Annotated in this window: 14 protein-coding genes; 3 read left to right on the top strand and 11 right to left on the bottom strand. The window is 42.2% G+C overall.

Translation table 11 applies throughout. The annotated features are described in order from the left end of the window. The first annotated feature begins 1 nt into the window (after nucleotide 1). Together I2F54_RS02965 and I2F54_RS02960 are read left to right on the top strand one after the other, a co-directional pair. The gene (locus I2F54_RS02965; RefSeq protein ID WP_087412967.1) at nucleotides 2-955 is read left to right on the top strand and encodes an ROK family protein; all 954 of its coding nucleotides are present in this window, start codon (nucleotides 2-4) and stop codon (nucleotides 953-955) included. A 1-nt stretch (nucleotide 956) separates the two neighbouring features. Next, nucleotides 957-2,228 carry a sugar MFS transporter gene (locus I2F54_RS02960; RefSeq protein WP_009122763.1) on the top strand — a complete coding sequence of 424 codons (1,272 nt, stop codon included), beginning with the start codon at nucleotides 957-959 and terminating at the stop codon, nucleotides 2,226-2,228. 108 nt (nucleotides 2,229-2,336) lie between these two features. Here I2F54_RS02960 and I2F54_RS02955 read toward each other — a convergent pair whose 3' ends face one another. Further along, complete coding sequence (locus tag I2F54_RS02955) at nucleotides 2,337-3,407, bottom strand: SGNH/GDSL hydrolase family protein (RefSeq protein ID WP_195500488.1); 1,071 nt, start codon at nucleotides 3,405-3,407, stop codon at nucleotides 2,337-2,339. A gap of 140 nt (nucleotides 3,408-3,547) precedes the next feature. On the opposite strand from I2F54_RS02955, the gene I2F54_RS02950 reads away from it, so the two are divergent. Continuing rightward, a complete protein-coding gene (locus I2F54_RS02950) occupies nucleotides 3,548-5,437 on the top strand; it encodes a TlpA family protein disulfide reductase (protein WP_195500487.1) in 1,890 nt (629 codons plus the stop codon). 129 nt (nucleotides 5,438-5,566) lie between these two features. Here I2F54_RS02950 and I2F54_RS02945 read toward each other — a convergent pair whose 3' ends face one another. From I2F54_RS02945 to I2F54_RS02900, 10 genes are all read right to left on the bottom strand, one after another. Next, a complete protein-coding gene (locus I2F54_RS02945) occupies nucleotides 5,567-7,114 on the bottom strand; it encodes a Gfo/Idh/MocA family protein (protein ID WP_195500486.1) in 1,548 nt (515 codons plus the stop codon). A 37-nt stretch (nucleotides 7,115-7,151) separates the two neighbouring features. Next, nucleotides 7,152-8,252, bottom strand: coding sequence for an Mrp/NBP35 family ATP-binding protein (locus I2F54_RS02940; protein WP_195500485.1), 1,101 nt, complete (start codon nucleotides 8,250-8,252; stop codon nucleotides 7,152-7,154). 48 nt (nucleotides 8,253-8,300) lie between these two features. Then, on the bottom strand, nucleotides 8,301-9,059 hold the full coding sequence (trmB, locus tag I2F54_RS02935) for a tRNA (guanosine(46)-N7)-methyltransferase TrmB (RefSeq protein WP_195500484.1): 759 nt from the start codon (nucleotides 9,057-9,059) through the stop codon (nucleotides 8,301-8,303). A 9-nt stretch (nucleotides 9,060-9,068) separates the two neighbouring features. Further along, nucleotides 9,069-9,875 carry an MBL fold metallo-hydrolase gene (locus I2F54_RS02930; protein ID WP_022219764.1) on the bottom strand — a complete coding sequence of 269 codons (807 nt, stop codon included), beginning with the start codon at nucleotides 9,873-9,875 and terminating at the stop codon, nucleotides 9,069-9,071. 3 nt (nucleotides 9,876-9,878) lie between these two features. Beyond that, complete coding sequence (locus I2F54_RS02925) at nucleotides 9,879-10,898, bottom strand: branched-chain amino acid aminotransferase (protein WP_009122770.1); 1,020 nt, start codon at nucleotides 10,896-10,898, stop codon at nucleotides 9,879-9,881. Between the two features lie 403 nt (nucleotides 10,899-11,301). Beyond that, on the bottom strand, nucleotides 11,302-12,492 hold the full coding sequence (locus I2F54_RS02920; protein ID WP_195500483.1) for a BACON domain-containing protein: 1,191 nt from the start codon (nucleotides 12,490-12,492) through the stop codon (nucleotides 11,302-11,304). Nucleotides 12,493-12,533: 41 nt separating this feature from the next. Then, entirely contained in the window at nucleotides 12,534-14,468 is a 1,935-nt protein-coding gene (locus I2F54_RS02915; protein WP_195500482.1) for a hypothetical protein, read from the bottom strand. 24 nt (nucleotides 14,469-14,492) lie between these two features. Continuing rightward, complete coding sequence (locus I2F54_RS02910; protein WP_195500481.1) at nucleotides 14,493-15,530, bottom strand: BACON domain-containing protein; 1,038 nt, start codon at nucleotides 15,528-15,530, stop codon at nucleotides 14,493-14,495. A gap of 7 nt (nucleotides 15,531-15,537) precedes the next feature. Next, nucleotides 15,538-16,884 carry a DUF4302 domain-containing protein gene (locus I2F54_RS02905; protein ID WP_148360059.1) on the bottom strand — a complete coding sequence of 449 codons (1,347 nt, stop codon included), beginning with the start codon at nucleotides 16,882-16,884 and terminating at the stop codon, nucleotides 15,538-15,540. A 10-nt stretch (nucleotides 16,885-16,894) separates the two neighbouring features. After that, entirely contained in the window at nucleotides 16,895-17,827 is a 933-nt protein-coding gene (locus I2F54_RS02900) for a zinc-binding metallopeptidase (protein WP_195500480.1), read from the bottom strand. Nucleotides 17,828-17,837 lie beyond the last annotated feature (10 nt).

The following is a 17,837-nucleotide window of genomic DNA, read 5'->3' as shown; positions in this document are numbered from 1 at the left end:
AATTATGAAAAAATACGCTATAGGAATTGACCTTGGCGGTACTTCTGTGAAATACGCCCTTATTGATAATGAAGGCGTATTTCACTTTCAAGGGAAGTTACCGTCAAAAGCCGACGTATCCGCGGAAGCGGTAATCGGTCAATTGGTAACCGCCTGCAAAGAGGTGATGGCTTCGGCCCTGCAACTCGGAGTAGCGGTAGAAGGTATAGGTATAGGTACTCCCGGTATTGTGGACGAAACGAACCGCATAGTATTGGGTGGAGCCGAGAACATCAAGGGTTGGGAGAATCTGAATCTTGCCGACCGCATTGAAGCGGAAACCGGCCTGCCTGTACAGATGGGCAATGACGCCAACCTGATGGGGTTGGGAGAAACGATGTACGGTGCCGGACAAGGTGCAAAGAATGTCGTGTTCCTGACCGTAGGAACCGGTATCGGCGGCGCAGTGGTTATCGACGGTAAACTGTTCAACGGTTTTGCCAACCGCGGTACCGAACTGGGACATGTGCCACTTATCGCTAATGGTGAACCTTGCGCATGCGGTTCCGTGGGATGCCTGGAGCATTATGCATCCACTTCGGCACTGGTACGCCGTTTCAGCAAACGTGCCGCTGAAGCCGGTGTCTCATTCCCGGGTGAAGACATCAACGGAGAGCTTATCGTACGCCTTTATAAAGAAGGAAACGAACTGGCGACAGAGTGTTTGGACGAGCATTGTGATTTTCTGGGACATGGTATCGCCGGGTTCATCAACATCTTCAGCCCGCAACGCATCGTAATAGGTGGCGGACTGTCCGAAGCCGGTGACTTCTATATCCGGAAAGTCAGCGAAAAAGCACATCGTTATGCCATAGCCGACTGTGCCGTGAATACTCAAATCATGGCTGCATCTTTAGGTAATAAAGCTGGAAGTATCGGCGCCGCGTCACTGGTCTTCTCATTAAACACAAAATAGTATGAAAAAGAATTTAGGAATGCTGGCGCTAATCATGGCGTTCTGGTTTACCATATCGTTTATTACTAATATCCTGGGACCGCTCATTCCGGACATTATTCATAACTTCAATTTGAGTGACCTGGCAATGGCGGGATTCATCCCGACTTCTTTCTTCATTGCCTATGCTATCATGTCTATTCCTGCCGGGCTGATGATTGACCGCTTCGGCGAGAAACCGGTATTGTTTTTGGGCTTCCTGATGCCGTTTATCGGAACAACGTTGTTTGCTTGCATGCACACATACCCTGTGCTGCTGGCTTCTTCTTTCATCATAGGCTTGGGTATGGCCATGTTGCAAACAGTTATTAATCCGTTACAGCGTGTCGTAGGCGGAGAAGAGAACTACGCGTTCGTGGCAGAGGTAGCCCAATTCGTATTCGGTATCGCTTCTTTCCTCAGCCCTTTGGTATACACATACCTGATTCACGAACTTAATCCGGATATATACACGGAAGGCCGGAATTTCTTCATCGACCTCTTGGCAGGTATCACCCCGCCCGACTTGCCGTGGGTATCGCTTTACTGGGTATTTACGTTACTATTGCTGGTAATGCTGATTGCCGTAAGCGTTTCCCGCTTCCCGAAAATCGAGTTGAAAGAAGATGAAAAGAGCGGTTCAAAAGATTCCTATCTGGCACTGTTCAAGCAGAAATACGTATGGTTGTTCTTCCTCGGTATTTTCTGTTACGTCAGCACGGAACAGGGAACTTCCATCTTTATGAGTACATTCCTCGAACAATATCACGGAGTGAACCCGCAGGTAGAAGGTGCGCAAGCTGTAAGTTATTTCTGGGGATTAATGACCGCCGGATGCCTGGTAGGCATGGTACTGTTGAAATTGATTGACAGTAAACGGCTGCTCCAAATATCAGGCGGATTAACTATCGTCTTATTGCTGACTGCGCTCTTTGGAAACAAGGAAGCATCTATCATTGCTTTCCCGGCTATCGGTTTCAGCATTTCCATGATGTACTCCATCGTATTCTCACTGGCACTGAACTCGGCATCGCAACATCATGGCTCGTTTGCGGGTATCCTGTGTTCGGCGATTGTAGGCGGAGCCGGCGGTCCGATGATTATCAGTATGCTGGCAGATGCAACTTCATTACGTACCGGTATGTTGATTATCCTCGTATTCGTAGGTTATATCACATTCATCGGGTTCTGGGCTCATCCGCTGATTAATAATAAGACAATTTGCCTGAAAGAACTTTTCAAGAAGAAAGCTTAAGGCTGAGAAACTTGATATACGAATGTCAGGGAAATACTAAGCTTTGATAAACATCTCTCCCTGCGTTTTAAATGACAGGGAGAAGTTACTTTTACAATTTACTTCCCTTTACTCTGTTTTTATATGTTTCTTCAACACCGGATACAACATCTCCGCATAGCGCATAAAACCTAAATCCGTAAAATGAACACCGTCTACGGTAGCTTCTCCATCATGCCCTATCATATCTTTGGAAGAAAGCAGATAGATATTCTTCTCTCCCCGCTTTTTGAGAGATTGAAAAACAGTATGCAAAGTTTCGTTCTTATCTTTCACTTCCTTGGCAGCGGTTCCATTAAAACGGGAATGAGTAAATACAGGATTCTCCACAAAGAGTATGGGCGTATCAGGATGTTTGCTACGGATAATAGAATAGAACTTATCAGCACGTTCCTTTATCTGCTCCACACTGGCATTCGGAACAAAATCCAATACAAATACCGAAGCATCCACACCCGCTATCACATGCGCTATCTCTAAATCCAATAAAGCATTACCGCTAAATCCCAAATTAATACACTCCCGATTGAGCCAGCGCTCCAAAATATTGGTATGCGCCATACCCGGACGGGAAGCGCAACCTCCCTGCAGAATACTTGTCCCGTAAAATACGACAGGCTTCTTACGCACCGGTAACTCTACTGCCGGCCCGCTAATTTGAGATAACGAATCGACACCGATAGAAAGAGAAGTCACTCCATCATATAAAGAAAGGTACAAAAGATATTCACGTTCTTCCGGCAGCATATCTTTCACCATCGTCGCCTCATTCACCTTTCCTTGCGGACGTCCGCTCCCGGCAAACATCCACTTCCCGTCTTGCAGACAATATAAATCAAGTCCTTTAATACCCGTAGGGGTCATGTGATTCATATTCCTGTCGAGCAATACATCCCATTTGGCAGCAATCCGGGTAGAATTAGAACGAAAGCGTACAGCAAGTCCGGCACTGTTGCGCCCTAACTCCCATAAAGGCTTACGGGAGATATTCTGTAAAGAATCCGGCAAACGTTCGTAACGTGTAAGGGTTGTCTCGGTAGCTTTTCCCAACAGAGGAAAAGCGGAAGCGTCGTGATAGACGACTTGTGCATTGGCGGATACAGCCAGAACAAGGCACAAAAGAAAAGATTTTGTTTTCATGTTATAGATGATGTTAAGTATTTCCCAAAGATACAAAGTTTCTTGCAAAAATACGATTTTCTTTCGTTTTGCATCAATTAACTCGCATATACTTGCACTTCTGCGAAACATGCGTATTTTTGATAAAAAACCAACATATTATGAGACAAACACTATTACTTATCGTCGGCTTGATAATAGGTTGTACCGTCCAAGCCAAAAACCGGGTTATCGAAGAACCGCCATTCTGCGTACGTAACACGACCTCCATCGAAGTAAGTAAAATAATACTTAGCGACACAGCCACCGTATTGCATATCTACGCCAAATACCGTCCCAAAAACTGGATACGGATTGCCTCGGAAAGTTATCTGCAAGACAATAACGGAGAAACTTACTTACTACGCTCCGGCATAGGCATCACTCCCGGAAAGCAATTTTGGATGCCGGAATCCGGTGAAGCAGAGTTTCAACTGGTATTTCCGCCATTGCCAGCCAAAGTTACATCCATCGACTTTACAGAAGGGGAAGGTGTGGAAGGAGCTTTCAGTATTTGGGGAATACAACTGAAAAGCAAAGAACTGCCGAAGTTAATATTACCACAAGAAGCCGTAGCTCATCCGATAGATAAAAATGCCGCACTCCCCGCTCCCCTTGTGCAATATGGTAACACTACTGTAAAAGGGAAGCTGTTGGACTATCGTCCCTGCATGATGAAAGAGCTCTCCTTATATCTGTCGGAACCCTCAAAAGGTTATGCCGACCCCATCAAAGCGGAAATCAAACGAGACGGAAGCTTTAATATCACTTTCCCCGTAATGGGAACCACAGCGGCCACTATCAATCTTCTTGGTACAGATATAAACTTTTTTGTGGAGCCGGAACAAACCAGCGAACTGTACATCAATTTGCGGGAAATATCCAGAAAAAAATCCACTTTCCACAAAAGCAAAAAGCCTTATGGTGAAATCGTCTACATCAATGGGCCGCTGGCAGGTTTATCCGAGGAGTTGAATAGAAACCGCATCAACACCGATATGATAACTAATTACCAGACCCTAATAAAAGAGATTGGGGACATGGATATAGCAGCCTACAAAACCTATATGCTTGAAAAAGCAAAAGATATCCAACAGAAAATAGACAATGCCAGTCTCAGCCAAAGTGCCAAACAACTACTCTCTCTTGAAAAGGAATTGAATATAATCCAAACATTGACACAAGCCCCTTGGCTGTTGACGCAGGCCGCTCTGCAACAAAAAAAACTGCAAAGAAATGAATCCGAGGCCTATTTCAAAAAACTAGACGAAAGTTTACCGGCAGATTATATTCCCACCGAAACCTTGAAACATCTGAATATCCCACAAGCTATTCTTGTACAACCTTACCTGTACGCAATCAACGTATCGGCACGCCGCCAAAATGATTACGCCCGGAGATTGGGGACCGATAAAGGCGTATTTTTCGATATCGCCCGCACGACATTGCTCTATCAGAGTATAAAAGACTTTACTCCGCTGACCGATACCCAAAAAGTTGAAATCACCACTCTGCCCGATGCTTATCAACGCACATTGCAACAAGCCAACGAACAGTTATTGCAGCTACTCGAGAACAATAAGAAAAAATCAGGTTTTACCATCAACGAGGCAGGCGAAGTAAGTAATGAGGATTTATTTCCCTCCATTATCGGCAAATTCAAAGGTAAGGTACTTTTAGTAGACTTCTGGGCAACCTGGTGCGGTCCTTGCCGCATGGCGAACAAAGTAATGGCTCCCATGAAAGAAGAATTGAAAGATAAGGATATTGTCTATCTGTATATCACAGGCGAAATTTCTCCACAGAAGACATGGGAAAACATGATTCCCGACATTCATGGAGAGCACTACCGTCTGACAAACGCGCAATGGGAATATCTAAGTAAAAGCTTCGGAATCAGAGGCGTCCCTACCTATTTGATTATCGACCGTAAGGGAGATATCAAATTCAAGCAAACCGGTTTTCCCGGTGTTGAAAAGATGAAAGAGGAACTGTTAAAAGTGACCGATTAAAACAAGGACATATATAAAGAGGTGTATTACAAAACAAAACAACCTTAATCGGAACGTTCGTTTTTTAATACACCTCTTTATCATCTGACAGGTCGGGTTCCAAAGACCACCTGTTACCAGCGAAAAGTATTATTTCTTCTCAGCTTGCGCCCATTCTTTAGCCCCCTGCTCTTTCAGTTTGGCAGTAAACGCTTTTGCCTTTTCCATAGCGGCAGCTTCATCTTCGGGACTTGCATAAGCGTGCTTATACCCTTTCACAACATTCCACTCGCCACGGGTAAAGTCGGGGAACGCTACCGGAGCACAATTATTATCCATAGAAAGCTCACCTAATTCCGCCAGACAGCACCACTCCGCCAAATCGTATACATCCATATCCAAAGGCAGACCGTTTTGCAGGCAATAAACCAGACGGCTGTCCATGATAAAATCCATGCCACCATGACCGCCAACTTCTTTTGCCATGTCACCGTATTTCTTCAAAATAGGATGTTGGTATTTAGCGACAAGCGCTTCCATCTCCGCCTCCGGTAAGAAACCATGCGAATTCAGGTCGTCTACTTTAGGCTCTACCCCCGAAGCGGTCAGTTGGTCGGCATCAAGCGCATATCCTTCTACGGGATATTTATTGGCAAATCCCTTTGAACCGGTCAGCTGATACAGACGGTTGTATGGCTGGGGAGTCATTACATTATGCTGTATTTCAATCACTTTACCGTTAGCGGTACGAATCAGTGTCGTGGTATGATCGCCGTTACGGAAATTATTGCAAGCGGAGTCGGTTCTTGCCTCAACCAAAGACTTTCCCACTACCGATTTAGTATCCATGGCGACTAACGTTTGCATACGATCACCGCGGTGGATATCAAGAGCCTGCGCAACAGGGCCAAGACCATGAGTGGCATACACGTCACCGCGATGCCTCATGTTATAATCCAGACGCCAGCCCAACTTATCACCCTCGCCATTTTTCCAATAATGGTTCCAGAACGGACTCAGGTTGTGGATATAAGCGCCTTGCGCACGAATCACTTCACCGAACACCCCGTGCTGCGCCATGTTCAGCGTATTCATTTCAAACCAGTCGTAACAGCAGTTCTCCAAAATCATACAGTGCTTGCGAGTCTTTTCGCTCATGTCAATCAAGTCCCAGCACTCTTTCAGATTCATTGCGGAAGGAACTTCGATAGCCACATTCTTCCCGTTCTCCATAGCACACATGGCTACGGGAAAATGATGCAACCAGTCGGTAGCGATATAAACCAAATCGATATCATCGCGCTTGCAAAGTTCCTCGTATCCCTTTTCGCCGGAATATACGGCAGCTTTCGGCATAGAAGCCTGCTCTAAATATTTCTGGCACTTCTCCGCACGCTCCTGTTCGTAATCGCAAAGCGCCACTACTTGCGTTCCGGGAATATGGGTAAAACGCTCTACCGCTCCGGGACCACGCATTCCCAGACCTACAAATCCCACACGCACCACTTCCATTTTAGGAAGCGCCAATCCTATCACGCTTTTCTGGTCTGCCGGACGTTGGGGAGTTTCAACAACAATCGTTCCGTTTTCCCATTGCCATTGAGTTCCCTTGTCGTTTGTCTGCACAGTGGATGTCTGCGATGAACATGCGCACAATGCGACGCACATGCCCAACAATAATACCTTTAAACTTTTCATGCTTCTCAAATTTAAAGTAAATAATACGGGTATCTTTCTATTTATGTGTCTCTACAATCTTGGTGGGCGCCATTTCCATATTCCGGTGGTCTACCTGACGTACCACAGCGGCAGCCAGTTGCAAGAAAGCGCGTCCTGTCACCGTATTTTCATCCAAAGCGACGGGAGTTCCCTTGTCACCACTCTCACAGATGCTTTGCACGATAGGAATCTGCCCCAATAAAGGAACATTCATTTCCTCTGCGAGACTCTTGGCTCCCTCTTTACCGAAAATGTAATACTTATTCTCCGGAAGTTCGGCAGGAGTAAACCAAGCCATATTTTCTACCAGACCGAGAATAGGCACGTTCACCTTATCATTCGTAAACATATTGATACCCTTACGGGCGTCTGCCAAAGCCACGGCTTGCGGCGTGCTGACAACAACAGCCCCGGTCATGGCAAGCGTCTGCACTACGGTAAGGTGAATATCACTGGTTCCGGGCGGAAGGTCTATCAGGAAATAGTCCAATTCGCCCCAGTCGGCATCGGCAATCAACTGTTTCAAAGCATTGCTTGCCATACCGCCACGCCACAGAGTAGCCTGGTCGGGATCTACAAAGAAACCGATGGACAGCAGTTTGATACCGTATTTTTCAATAGGCACAATCAAGTCACGTCCGCCGATATTCTCCGCATACGGACGGGCATCTTCCACCTGGAACATCTTGGGCATGGACGGTCCGAAGATATCGGCATCCAACAAACCTACTTTATAGCCCAGCTTAGCCAAAGAAACCGCCAGGTTGGCCGATACGGTCGACTTGCCTACACCGCCCTTACCGGAAGACACACCGATTATATTTTTTACCTGCGGCAGCAATTTACCAACTTCCGGCCGTGCAGCCTGACGGCTTTCCGTGGTAATCGTCACTTCCACTTCCGGTGAGACATAGGTATGTATTGCTGTTTCGGCAGCCTTTACCATTGACTTCATAAAAGGATCGGTCGGTTTCTCAAAAATCAGTGAGAAACTAATTTTCATCCCGTCAATACGCAAATTGTCGGCAACCATTTCGGCCTCAACAAGATTCTTCTTGTTGCCGGGATAACGCACCGTTGCCAGTGCATCCAAAATCAATTTAGGATAAAGAGTCATGTTATTTACTATTTTACTATTTACTGTTTACTATTTGATAGCCACTGTTTATTTACCGGTTTGGAGACCGCTGCGTTTGCTGCGATTGTAGCTGCGGTACTCGTCCAACTCTATTTCGATATCGGGTTCTTGCAGTCCGCCACATCGGGGAAGCCTGAACTTGACGTATTTTATGGTTAAACCGCGGTCGAGCCACTGTTGTTCATAATAGGTGCGAATGCCGAGAATATCATCCACCAAACCGGAATGATAGAGGTCGTCGGTGACAAACTCAACAGGAAATCCGTTCTTCTCTATCATATATTTGGTATAGGTGAACATGAAGTTGCTGTCGGTCTTGACATGGATAGTGCCGCCGTCTTTCAGAAACTTACGGTAGCGTTCCATAAAATAAGTGGATGTAAGGCGCTTGGTCGCTTTTTTCATCTGCGGGTCTGAGAATGTAAGCCATATCTCGCTCACTTCACCCGGTGCGAAGAAGCGGTCTATGATTTCAATGTTGGTACGCAGGAAGGCGACGTTCTTCATACCCGATTCCAAAGATTCGGTAGCTCCCGTCCACATACGCGCCCCTTTTATATCCACGCCGATGAAATTTTTGTCGGGGAACATACGTCCCAGTCCTACTGTGTATTCTCCACGACCGCAACCCAGTTCCAGTACAATCGGATTGTCGTTTTTGAAAAACTGTCGGTGCCAGTTTCCTTTCATGTCAAACGGAACGTTGTCCACTGCCGAGTACGGATATTCAAAAACATGCGGATAACTCGCCATATCGGCAAACTTCTCTAACTTATTCTTTCCCATTCGTATGTATTAAAGTATTTCTACCCGACCGGTATAGTTATAAAAAGCCCGGTCGCCAAAGCATTGATGAAACAATGCGTATTTATCAATGCCCGTACAATGACAAACTCCCAGCCTTTGAGGCAAATGGTTTTCAAAGAAACGGGCTATCACATCAAATTTCTCTTTTGCAGTATTGCGGATATGAAAACCACCCAATACCAGTTTCAACGAGGTCTGCGGAAAATGTTCCTGCACTACGCGGATGATATTCGTAATTCCCCGATGCGAGCAGGCACTCAAAACAGACACTTCATCACCTTGTTTCAGTACCAATGCCAATTCATCCGTAAAAGTATCAGCCTGTTTGTTCCCTCCCGCCAAAGTGAAGAAGTGTTCAAAATGCGTATCTTCTTCATCCGCAATAGCCAACCGGGGAAAAACGAATACGCCGGGACACAATTCGGTGACTTCATCCACAAAACGGAAACGGGTGCTATCCAAAGCGTCAGGATGCATCACGCCGTTTTCACGCTCTTCCTTGAACTTCGGAATAAAAAGCTCTTTCTTGCAGACTACTTCAGCCTTTTGATTCACCTGAAGAAAGTGATGCAGACCGCCTGTATGGTCACGATGTCCATGCGACAGTACCAAGAAATCCACATCCTTCAAATCAATCCCGAGCATCCGGGCATTACGTATAAAAAGGTCGGATGCCCCGGTATCAAACAACAGACGATGCCCACCCGTATCAACAAGCAGGGAAAGCCCATGCTCTCCCTGTAATCCTTTGCCGTAAACCGAATTCTCGACAAGGGTTGTAATCTTTATACTCATGCGTTATTCTACGATAGTTACCCAACCATGCGTATCGGGCTCGTCACCGTATTGAATAGCACGCAACTTATTGTACAACTTCGTACAAACAGGTCCCGGTTTTCCATCTTTGGCAATCACGTACGACTTACCGTTTTCTACATCGTCAATGCGTTCAATCGGACTGATAACCGCAGCCGTACCGCAAGCGCCCGCTTCCTCGAAAGTCAGCAGTTCTTCTTCCGGAACCGGACGACGTTCTACTTTCATACCCATATCCTCAGCCAACTGCATCAAGCTCTTGTTGGTGATGGACGGAAGGATAGAAGTGGACTTCGGAGTGATATATGTATTGTCTTTGATACCAAAGAAATTGGCCGCACCGCATTCGTCGATGTATTTCTTTTCTTTGGCGTCCAGATAGAACTCGCAAGCATAGCCTAAATCGTGCGCTTTCTTATTGGCACGCAAGCTGGCCGCGTAATTACCGCCTACCTTATAGATACCTGTGCCCAGAGGCGCAGCACGGTCGAACTCACGGATAATAACGTACGGATTGGTTGAGAACCCGCCCTTGAAGTAAGGCCCTACCGGCGTTACGAATACAACAAACAGATATTCATTTGCCGGATGCACGCCAACCTGCGCTCCCGTACCAATCAGTAACGGACGGATATACAGGGAAGCTCCCGATTCGTAAGGCGGAATAAAGCGTTCATTCAGCTTCACGACTTTAAGAATAGCTTCTTTAAAACGTTCTGTCGGCAACTCAGGCATCAAGATACCACGACAGGTAGACTGCAAACGCGCCGCATTTTCTTCCAAACGGAAAATACGCACCTTACCGTCTTTGCCACGGAATGCTTTCAAGCCTTCAAATGCTTCCTGACCATAGTGCAGACAAGTAGCAGCCATGTGCATAGGAATAGTTTCCTCGCTACATACTTCCAATGCGCCCCACTGTTCGTTACGATAGTAAATTCTCACATTGTAATCTGTCTTCATATAGCCGAACGGCAGATTAGCCCAATCCAGTTCTTTCATATCTCGCTCGTATTAATTATTCGCTCTTATTAATTATTCAAGACTAACTATTTGCAACAAAAGTAATGGTTATTCTTCATATTTCCTAAAGAAGTGTTATTTTTTCCGATACAAGCGTGCTGATACGGGCTTTTCTGTACATACTTGCTAAGATAAAGGAATAAACGATAAGGTTATTCACAGGTTGAAACTAAAAGTTTTTTCAGGTGGAACAGAAAGTTTCACACTGGAAAACTTTGTGGAGAACATTGACGTGAATTAAAACAGTATGTGAAATGGCACAAAAAAGACCGCTACTAAAAGATTATGTAGTAACGGTCTTGTACTTGTTAGAGAGAATTAAAATATCAAATACTCGTTTTCACAAATTTATAATTGACTTTTACTTTAATTGAGAATTATATTATTTATTCAATTTCACAACTCGTAATTTACCGGGTATCACTTTCGAAAGTTTTATTGATGAAATATTTACTGTAACAGAAGGCGTTGTTACAGGATCTGAGACAGAAACCTCAGTTGTACGTACTCCATCCTTATCAATACCAAAAGCAAGTACCACATACTCAGTATCAGGAACAACATCCGCAAACATATCTACATAAGTATTCAATATAGCTGTTCCGACATGTAAACCCTTACCTAGTACCGTCCAATCAATGTCATCATATTCACTTTCCATCTCAATGAAAGCATCTGCCCATTCTTCTTTGGTACCTACAGACAAATAAGCTGTTGGTAAGATATTTGCATACCAACGAGTTGTTCGACTAGAGGGGGTAATCTTGGTATCAAAATTGATTCCATAAGCAGAAACTTTCATATTAGAAATCTCAAATGTGAAAGTGCAATCATCAACAACCCGGAAAGTATCTGTCTTAAATTCAGTTGTCATTAAAGGAGTAGTAACAATTCCATCCTCGGTCATTCCAAAAATAAATATTACATAATCCGTATCTTCCTCCAAAGTAATATATTCAGCTATCTTATTACCTGTTTGTAACAGTTCTTTCAATGCGACACCTGTTAATTCAGCCTGCTCTTTCAATAAACGAGTATAATCTTGCAAAAAAGCTACTTTTCCCGCTTCATCTACCAAGCTTGACTCAATAATTGATTTCTTTAAATAAGAAACAAAATAAGGACTCTCTGCATCAGATGTAACAATTTCACAGTGGGCAGATGTACGTGTAATAGCAGAAACATTCACTGTAAAAGAGACCATCTCTCGTTGTACGACCTTTACATTTAAAGGTTCCGCATCTGCATATTTTATAGTTATAGTACCCTCGCGCGACTGCATTGTCTGATTTAAATCTACAGAAAATTGTACCTTACCATCAGCTGCAGAACCAATATGAAGCCAACTATCTTCACTGGAAGTAACAACTACATCTTGCCCTTCTATAGCATTCTCCACATAATAATAAAGTTCAAAGTTCCCGCCAATATATCCATAACTTTCCGGCAGAGCTAATGCTTGTTTCAGTATGGTACCACTTGTCGTAGCACCTATACCGTCATCATCAGAGCAACCTACCAATAAAGTTAGTGCCAATAGTAGAACTAATAAACTATGTATTTTCTTTATCATATATATTATTTTACAGAAAACATGTCTCTTTTGTTACAATATTATTGTTCACGAATACAACGAACAGCTGATCCTTGGGCACGAGCACCATAATTGTTAAGCATAACAGCAGTACTTTCAAGTTTCAGTATTACAACATTATTATCAGCTGGCGTTGATGTCCAATAACTGCTCGTTAATCCCTGCCATGTACCTTGAGAATAAATTCCTGTAGAAAAGATTAAGTAACTTGTAGCGGGGAAAAAAGATTTTTTATCACCTAATGGGAAAGACCAACCATCAGCATAAGTCACATCTACCGGTTTTTTAAAATCTATATATGCAGCTTTAGGTGGCACCCTGTATCCTACAGGACATGGGTCATAAATAGATTTTGTACCTAAGGCACCTTCTACATTACCCCATAAAGCATCATTAGTAGCATTATTTCCATACCAATCTTGAGTTGAACCGTATCCCGCAGCACCTTTAAAGAAAATAGTAGGATAATTGATTGTAGCAATAACAGACTCATTGTTATCCACTTCTGGAGTAAAAGCATCCGCTCCCCAGCATTGATCATACCAATAATTAGTAACATTTCCTATTACTACACCTGACGAAGGAATTCCATCATTATAAAATGGGTCCTTACGTCCCCATTGATATTTTAATCCATTACCATTGACATCGGGCTCTACTTTCAACGCACCTAAATTAATATCCATAAAATAGAATTCATTATTTTCGGTAGTCGTTATCTTTTTATCATTGGATAATACATAGTCCGTTCCCCAAATATGCCAACTCCATAATATTTTCCCATACGTTAATTCTTCAGTTGGTACTCCGTCTGTTACAGCTATCAAAGCATTACCACCAATCTGATCAGAAGTGCTAAACGTAACAAAGCCATCTGTAGATAATTGCACATCCTTAATTACACCTCCCTTGGCTGTTGTTGATTCCCAAACCACAAAGACAGACTTAGGTTCAATCGCTTGTGGAGTAATACCAGCAGTAGCTTTCCCGTTTCCCTGTACTTTGGCATCAAATTTATAAAGAGTATTTGGTTGATTAACCATATAACAATTTGCATATTCCATACCCCTTTCCGTACGATTCAGGTTTACAGCTGGAGCATTTATGGATAGAGTAATAGGATATACTTTATTAGCCAAAAAATTACGTCCGGCTTCCGTAAACGACCAAGAATCTTCACCCATCTTGACTACAATACTCAAATCTTTTCCTTCTAATTGGTCCGGATTAATAACAATTCTTGCTTTCACCGGAGCATCAGCCTTCAATATGGCTGCGTCACCTGACATTTTTAATGTAGCAGCATTGCCATATATATAAGCTTCATTTACCTTAGCGACAACATTACTTACCGTCAAATCCACATCAAAATCACCGGTCAATTTTGCATCAGTTGCTGAAACCGTAATTTCCGAGAGAGCATTTCCTACGCCATAACTATTCGTAGAAATACTTAATTCCAACACTGCAAAAGTACTTTTCAAATCAAAATGTGCCGGGGTCGCTTCTACAATGGTCTGACTTCCATAAAAGAATGAATATTCCGTACCTTGATTTTGGACAGCTGGTACATTAATTTTCAACTTACTGGCATCCTTACCTACAGTCTCAACATATGGATAACAAAGATATACGTTACCTATCATAGGCTTTGTCGTTTTAAATAATGCCTTTCCATCATTCGCCACAGAAGAATATGTAAGTGATTCAACCACATCACCTGAAAAAGCGCCCAACTTCACATCCTTATTCCATGCAACTCCCATATCAGCAGACAACATAGCTGTAAAAGACGTTCCATCTTTTTTATCATCATCTTTGTCATCATCCTTATCATCGTCTTTGTCATCCGGTTTAACCTCAGTAGGTTCATTTTTGTCGTCACTGCAACTTGCCATGCCGATTCCCACAAACAGCACAGCCATACATCCTAATAAAAATAATAATTTTTTCATGTTCGCTTCTTTTTATGTTAAACACTATTTATACAATACACAATCCAAAATCGCTTTATAACTATAAGCCTCATCCATATACTCATCCATATATGCCATCAAGCCAAAACCAATAGGGTCCGTTTCCTTAATTCCGATAAATCCAATAGCTACACTACCATTCTTTAACATAACAGGCCCCAACGAAATCGTACCGGATGAATCTTCAATAAACCTACTATCTGCACTTATCACACTAAACCCATAATAATTAGTTCCATCTGTACCCAAATATTGTCCTGCTTCAAAAACTATTTCATTACCTACAGCATATCCTTTTATCGTGAAATTAAAGCCTAAACTGGAGAATAGATTGGATACCACATAATTGCCATCAGTATCTTTAGTTATAGTCACTCCAGACGGAGTATAAACACGGGTACCATCATTAAATTGCCCATTCCACGTTCCTAAATAATTATCAATATCACTCTGTAAGACCTGATAAGCCATCTGTCGCTCACCTGAAACAACACGTACTATTGCTCCGCGTATCTCACCTGTGGTATTCTCTGCTACAATAAATTTACCACCTTTGCCATCAGTATCCCTCTCGAATGAAAGCCAGCTTTTAGCTTGTTCAGGAATATTTACCATACAATCAAACGAGCCATATAATTTTATAGGTAATTCAGTCGTCGCATCAGTAGCCCTTAAAATCCAATCATCTTCTTCATAAATCAAAACAGCACCTTCTTGATTGATCGTAAAATTTTTACTTTCAGTTCCATCTGAAACCTTTAATTGGGCCGTTCGGCTTGAATACCCATAATTAGGCAACACACGAAGCAATATCTTATTTTTATTCACTTCTTTCAAAAGGCACCAATCTGATTCTAACTCAGCCGTAACAACCTTGTCTGTAAGAAAATCCACAGATGCATCTCCACCTGTAGCTTGGATATTCAAACTGGCTTCTACAACTTGTAATGTAGATACCGGCGCCGTATAATCTTTATCATCACACCCTATAATCATAATCAGACATAGGAAGCCACATAATATTTTTTCAACAGTTTTCATATGCATATTAATTTGTAGAATCTTCTTTAGTTAAAGCAAGTAAATCATACCACTCCCAATATCCACCTATTGATGCCTCACTATAATTATCCGAACTATAGGCCCAAACTAAAAGAGAAGTAACTTCCTCAGTCTGTTTATCAGCAAAATGAAAGACAAGAGGATTTGTAGAGGAAATAATACTTACTAATCCGCTACGCAGACTAGGCACAACTCCTAACTCTGAATGAGCATACCCCACAATACCAGCCGCGCATGCTAAATAATACCCGTACGAATTCCGACCAAGAGCTTGTGAATTCAAAAGCAACTTACCAGTTGCCTTATCATATTGAAGAACAAAAGGCATTTCATTACCATAATAATCCAAAAATCCTTCCATATCATAAGTTTCACCCTGAACTTTTGGGGTAATGGTTATAGCCAATAGATTTTGCTGCCCCTCATAGTCAACGGTTGCCATTATATATTCTCCTGCATAATCATTATATTGTAAATAACCCTCCGGGTAAAACTCTTGCATATATATATCTGTAGCTCCCTCATCTGTACAAACAAATTTGCGGGAATTTGATTCCCATTTAAAATGTTGTACTTCTACACCAGCTATTTCATAAGGGGCTTGCAATTTTAAACCATTATCAGTGTAAAGAAAAGGTAATGTTTCTCCTTCACCTGCGACAATTTCACTAGTAGTCATTCCTTCACGTATTAAAAAAGTATTCAGTGTACCAATCTCCTTATTCAATGTTTTAAGTACGCTTCCATTCTTTTCCAGTCGATAAGTATTTAAAAATGCATCCTTTTGAATTTTCTTCATATTATTAAAATAAACTTTCCATGGTTCATCTTCCGCCATTGAAGTCATTTCCATAATATTCTTATATTTCTTTCCTTGAAGTATTATCTTCTCCGGAGTTGCACTCATTATTACAAATTCATAATCTCCCTCTAAATTACCATTATATCCTAAAGGGCTGGCAAAGGCGTGTAACAAGGAGTTGTAAGAATCAAAAACAAGCATTGTACTTTGTTCTGATTCCACTCTATAAAGAGATGAAATACTTTCGCCAGGTACATAATTATCATCCGCCGCTATTTCGCAAGCTATATCCACCTCATTCTCACCAAACTTCATAAAGAAAACAATGCCCCCATATGAATAATTGGTCCCAGCATAATACTCAAATTTCCAACCGTTAGGAGAGCCTTTCAAGATTTCCTGACACTCTAATACGCTATTTGTTGCACGATTAGCCGAGGATTCACCAAAAAAATCATCCTCTTGAAAAAGACATGACTGAAGTCCTACAGCAACAAACAACAGTATACAATATGCTACATATTTTTTCATATTTTCCTTTTTATTCCATGACACTCAAATCAATAACCCCTCGTGATATTTCTTTTTGACGTCGCAATACAATATCTCTCAGATTATCCAAATTAATACCCCAAGTACTTTCCATATATTCATATACGATATCGAACTTCCGTTGAATCAAGATACGTCCTGTTTCACCAGCTTCGGTAAGCATATTATCCCAATATTCCTTTGTATTAGTAACATACATCGCTATATTTTCAACAAAATCTTCACGAGACTCACTCATTGCATAAGCTGTAACAAAGCCTTCTTTCCATGCATCTTTATTGGAACGAGAACTCGTCTGTCCGGTAGTCGGGTCAGTCTTTATATACCAATCCGAGCCTACATAACTACTTTCAGTAATTCGTTCATAAGCAGGATCGAAGTTTTTAGTTTGATGCAAAATATGAGCAAACTCGTGATGCATAGTTTGGAAGTAATATTCATTCAGCATATCAACACTTATATTATCCGGATCTATATCATTTACATTATAAAGTGTTATTTTCATACCACCTTCCGCTGTACCTACCACCATTGTACCATTATCCTCATAAGCCGGCGAACCGACAAAATGCAATATTTTGGGAACATAATGGCGCAAAAAGTTAGGATTCCCAGTAGCTTCATCATAAGCTTCCAACCATACATGCTTAACTATCTTAGCTAATACTACTGATTTTTCATAAGACGCAGGAACCAGCACATGAGTCATATCGCTTTCTTTATCTTCCATGCGATACTTCAGCAAAATATTATACGGGTTAGTATAATTACTTAATACCCATTTGTCAAAAGCACTTTTTTCCGCTTCTGTTTCTTCTGTAAAAATGCTATTTCCGTAATCAATATCCGTATCTTGATTACAAGCAGAGAACAACAGAAAGAAAGACAGTGCCAATACATTATATACAATATATCTTTTCATATTCTCTATT

The sequence above is a fragment of the Bacteroides clarus genome (genome assembly GCF_015555825.1).
GTDB lineage: Bacteria > Bacteroidota > Bacteroidia > Bacteroidales > Bacteroidaceae > Bacteroides > Bacteroides clarus.
This window is presented reverse-complemented; position numbering and strand designations above follow the sequence as displayed.

Excerpts from the sequence above, each read along its gene's own strand:
- I2F54_RS02960 (WP_009122763.1), top strand. The coding sequence starts at position 957 with ATGAAAAAGAATTTAGGAATGCTGGCGCTAATCATGGCGTTCTGGTTT.
- I2F54_RS02955 (WP_195500488.1), bottom strand. The coding sequence starts at position 3,407 with ATGAAAACAAAATCTTTTCTTTTGTGCCTTGTTCTGGCTGTATCCGCC.
- I2F54_RS02950 (WP_195500487.1), top strand. The coding sequence starts at position 3,548 with ATGAGACAAACACTATTACTTATCGTCGGCTTGATAATAGGTTGTACC.
- I2F54_RS02945 (WP_195500486.1), bottom strand. The coding sequence starts at position 7,114 with ATGAAAAGTTTAAAGGTATTATTGTTGGGCATGTGCGTCGCATTGTGC.
- I2F54_RS02940 (WP_195500485.1), bottom strand. The coding sequence starts at position 8,252 with ATGACTCTTTATCCTAAATTGATTTTGGATGCACTGGCAACGGTGCGT.
- trmB (WP_195500484.1), bottom strand. The coding sequence starts at position 9,059 with ATGGGAAAGAATAAGTTAGAGAAGTTTGCCGATATGGCGAGTTATCCG.
- I2F54_RS02930 (WP_022219764.1), bottom strand. The coding sequence starts at position 9,875 with ATGAGTATAAAGATTACAACCCTTGTCGAGAATTCGGTTTACGGCAAA.
- I2F54_RS02925 (WP_009122770.1), bottom strand. The coding sequence starts at position 10,898 with ATGAAAGAACTGGATTGGGCTAATCTGCCGTTCGGCTATATGAAGACA.
- I2F54_RS02920 (WP_195500483.1), bottom strand. The coding sequence starts at position 12,492 with ATGATAAAGAAAATACATAGTTTATTAGTTCTACTATTGGCACTAACT.
- I2F54_RS02915 (WP_195500482.1), bottom strand. The coding sequence starts at position 14,468 with ATGAAAAAATTATTATTTTTATTAGGATGTATGGCTGTGCTGTTTGTG.
- I2F54_RS02910 (WP_195500481.1), bottom strand. The coding sequence starts at position 15,530 with ATGAAAACTGTTGAAAAAATATTATGTGGCTTCCTATGTCTGATTATG.
- I2F54_RS02905 (WP_148360059.1), bottom strand. The coding sequence starts at position 16,884 with ATGAAAAAATATGTAGCATATTGTATACTGTTGTTTGTTGCTGTAGGA.
- I2F54_RS02900 (WP_195500480.1), bottom strand. The coding sequence starts at position 17,827 with ATGAAAAGATATATTGTATATAATGTATTGGCACTGTCTTTCTTTCTG.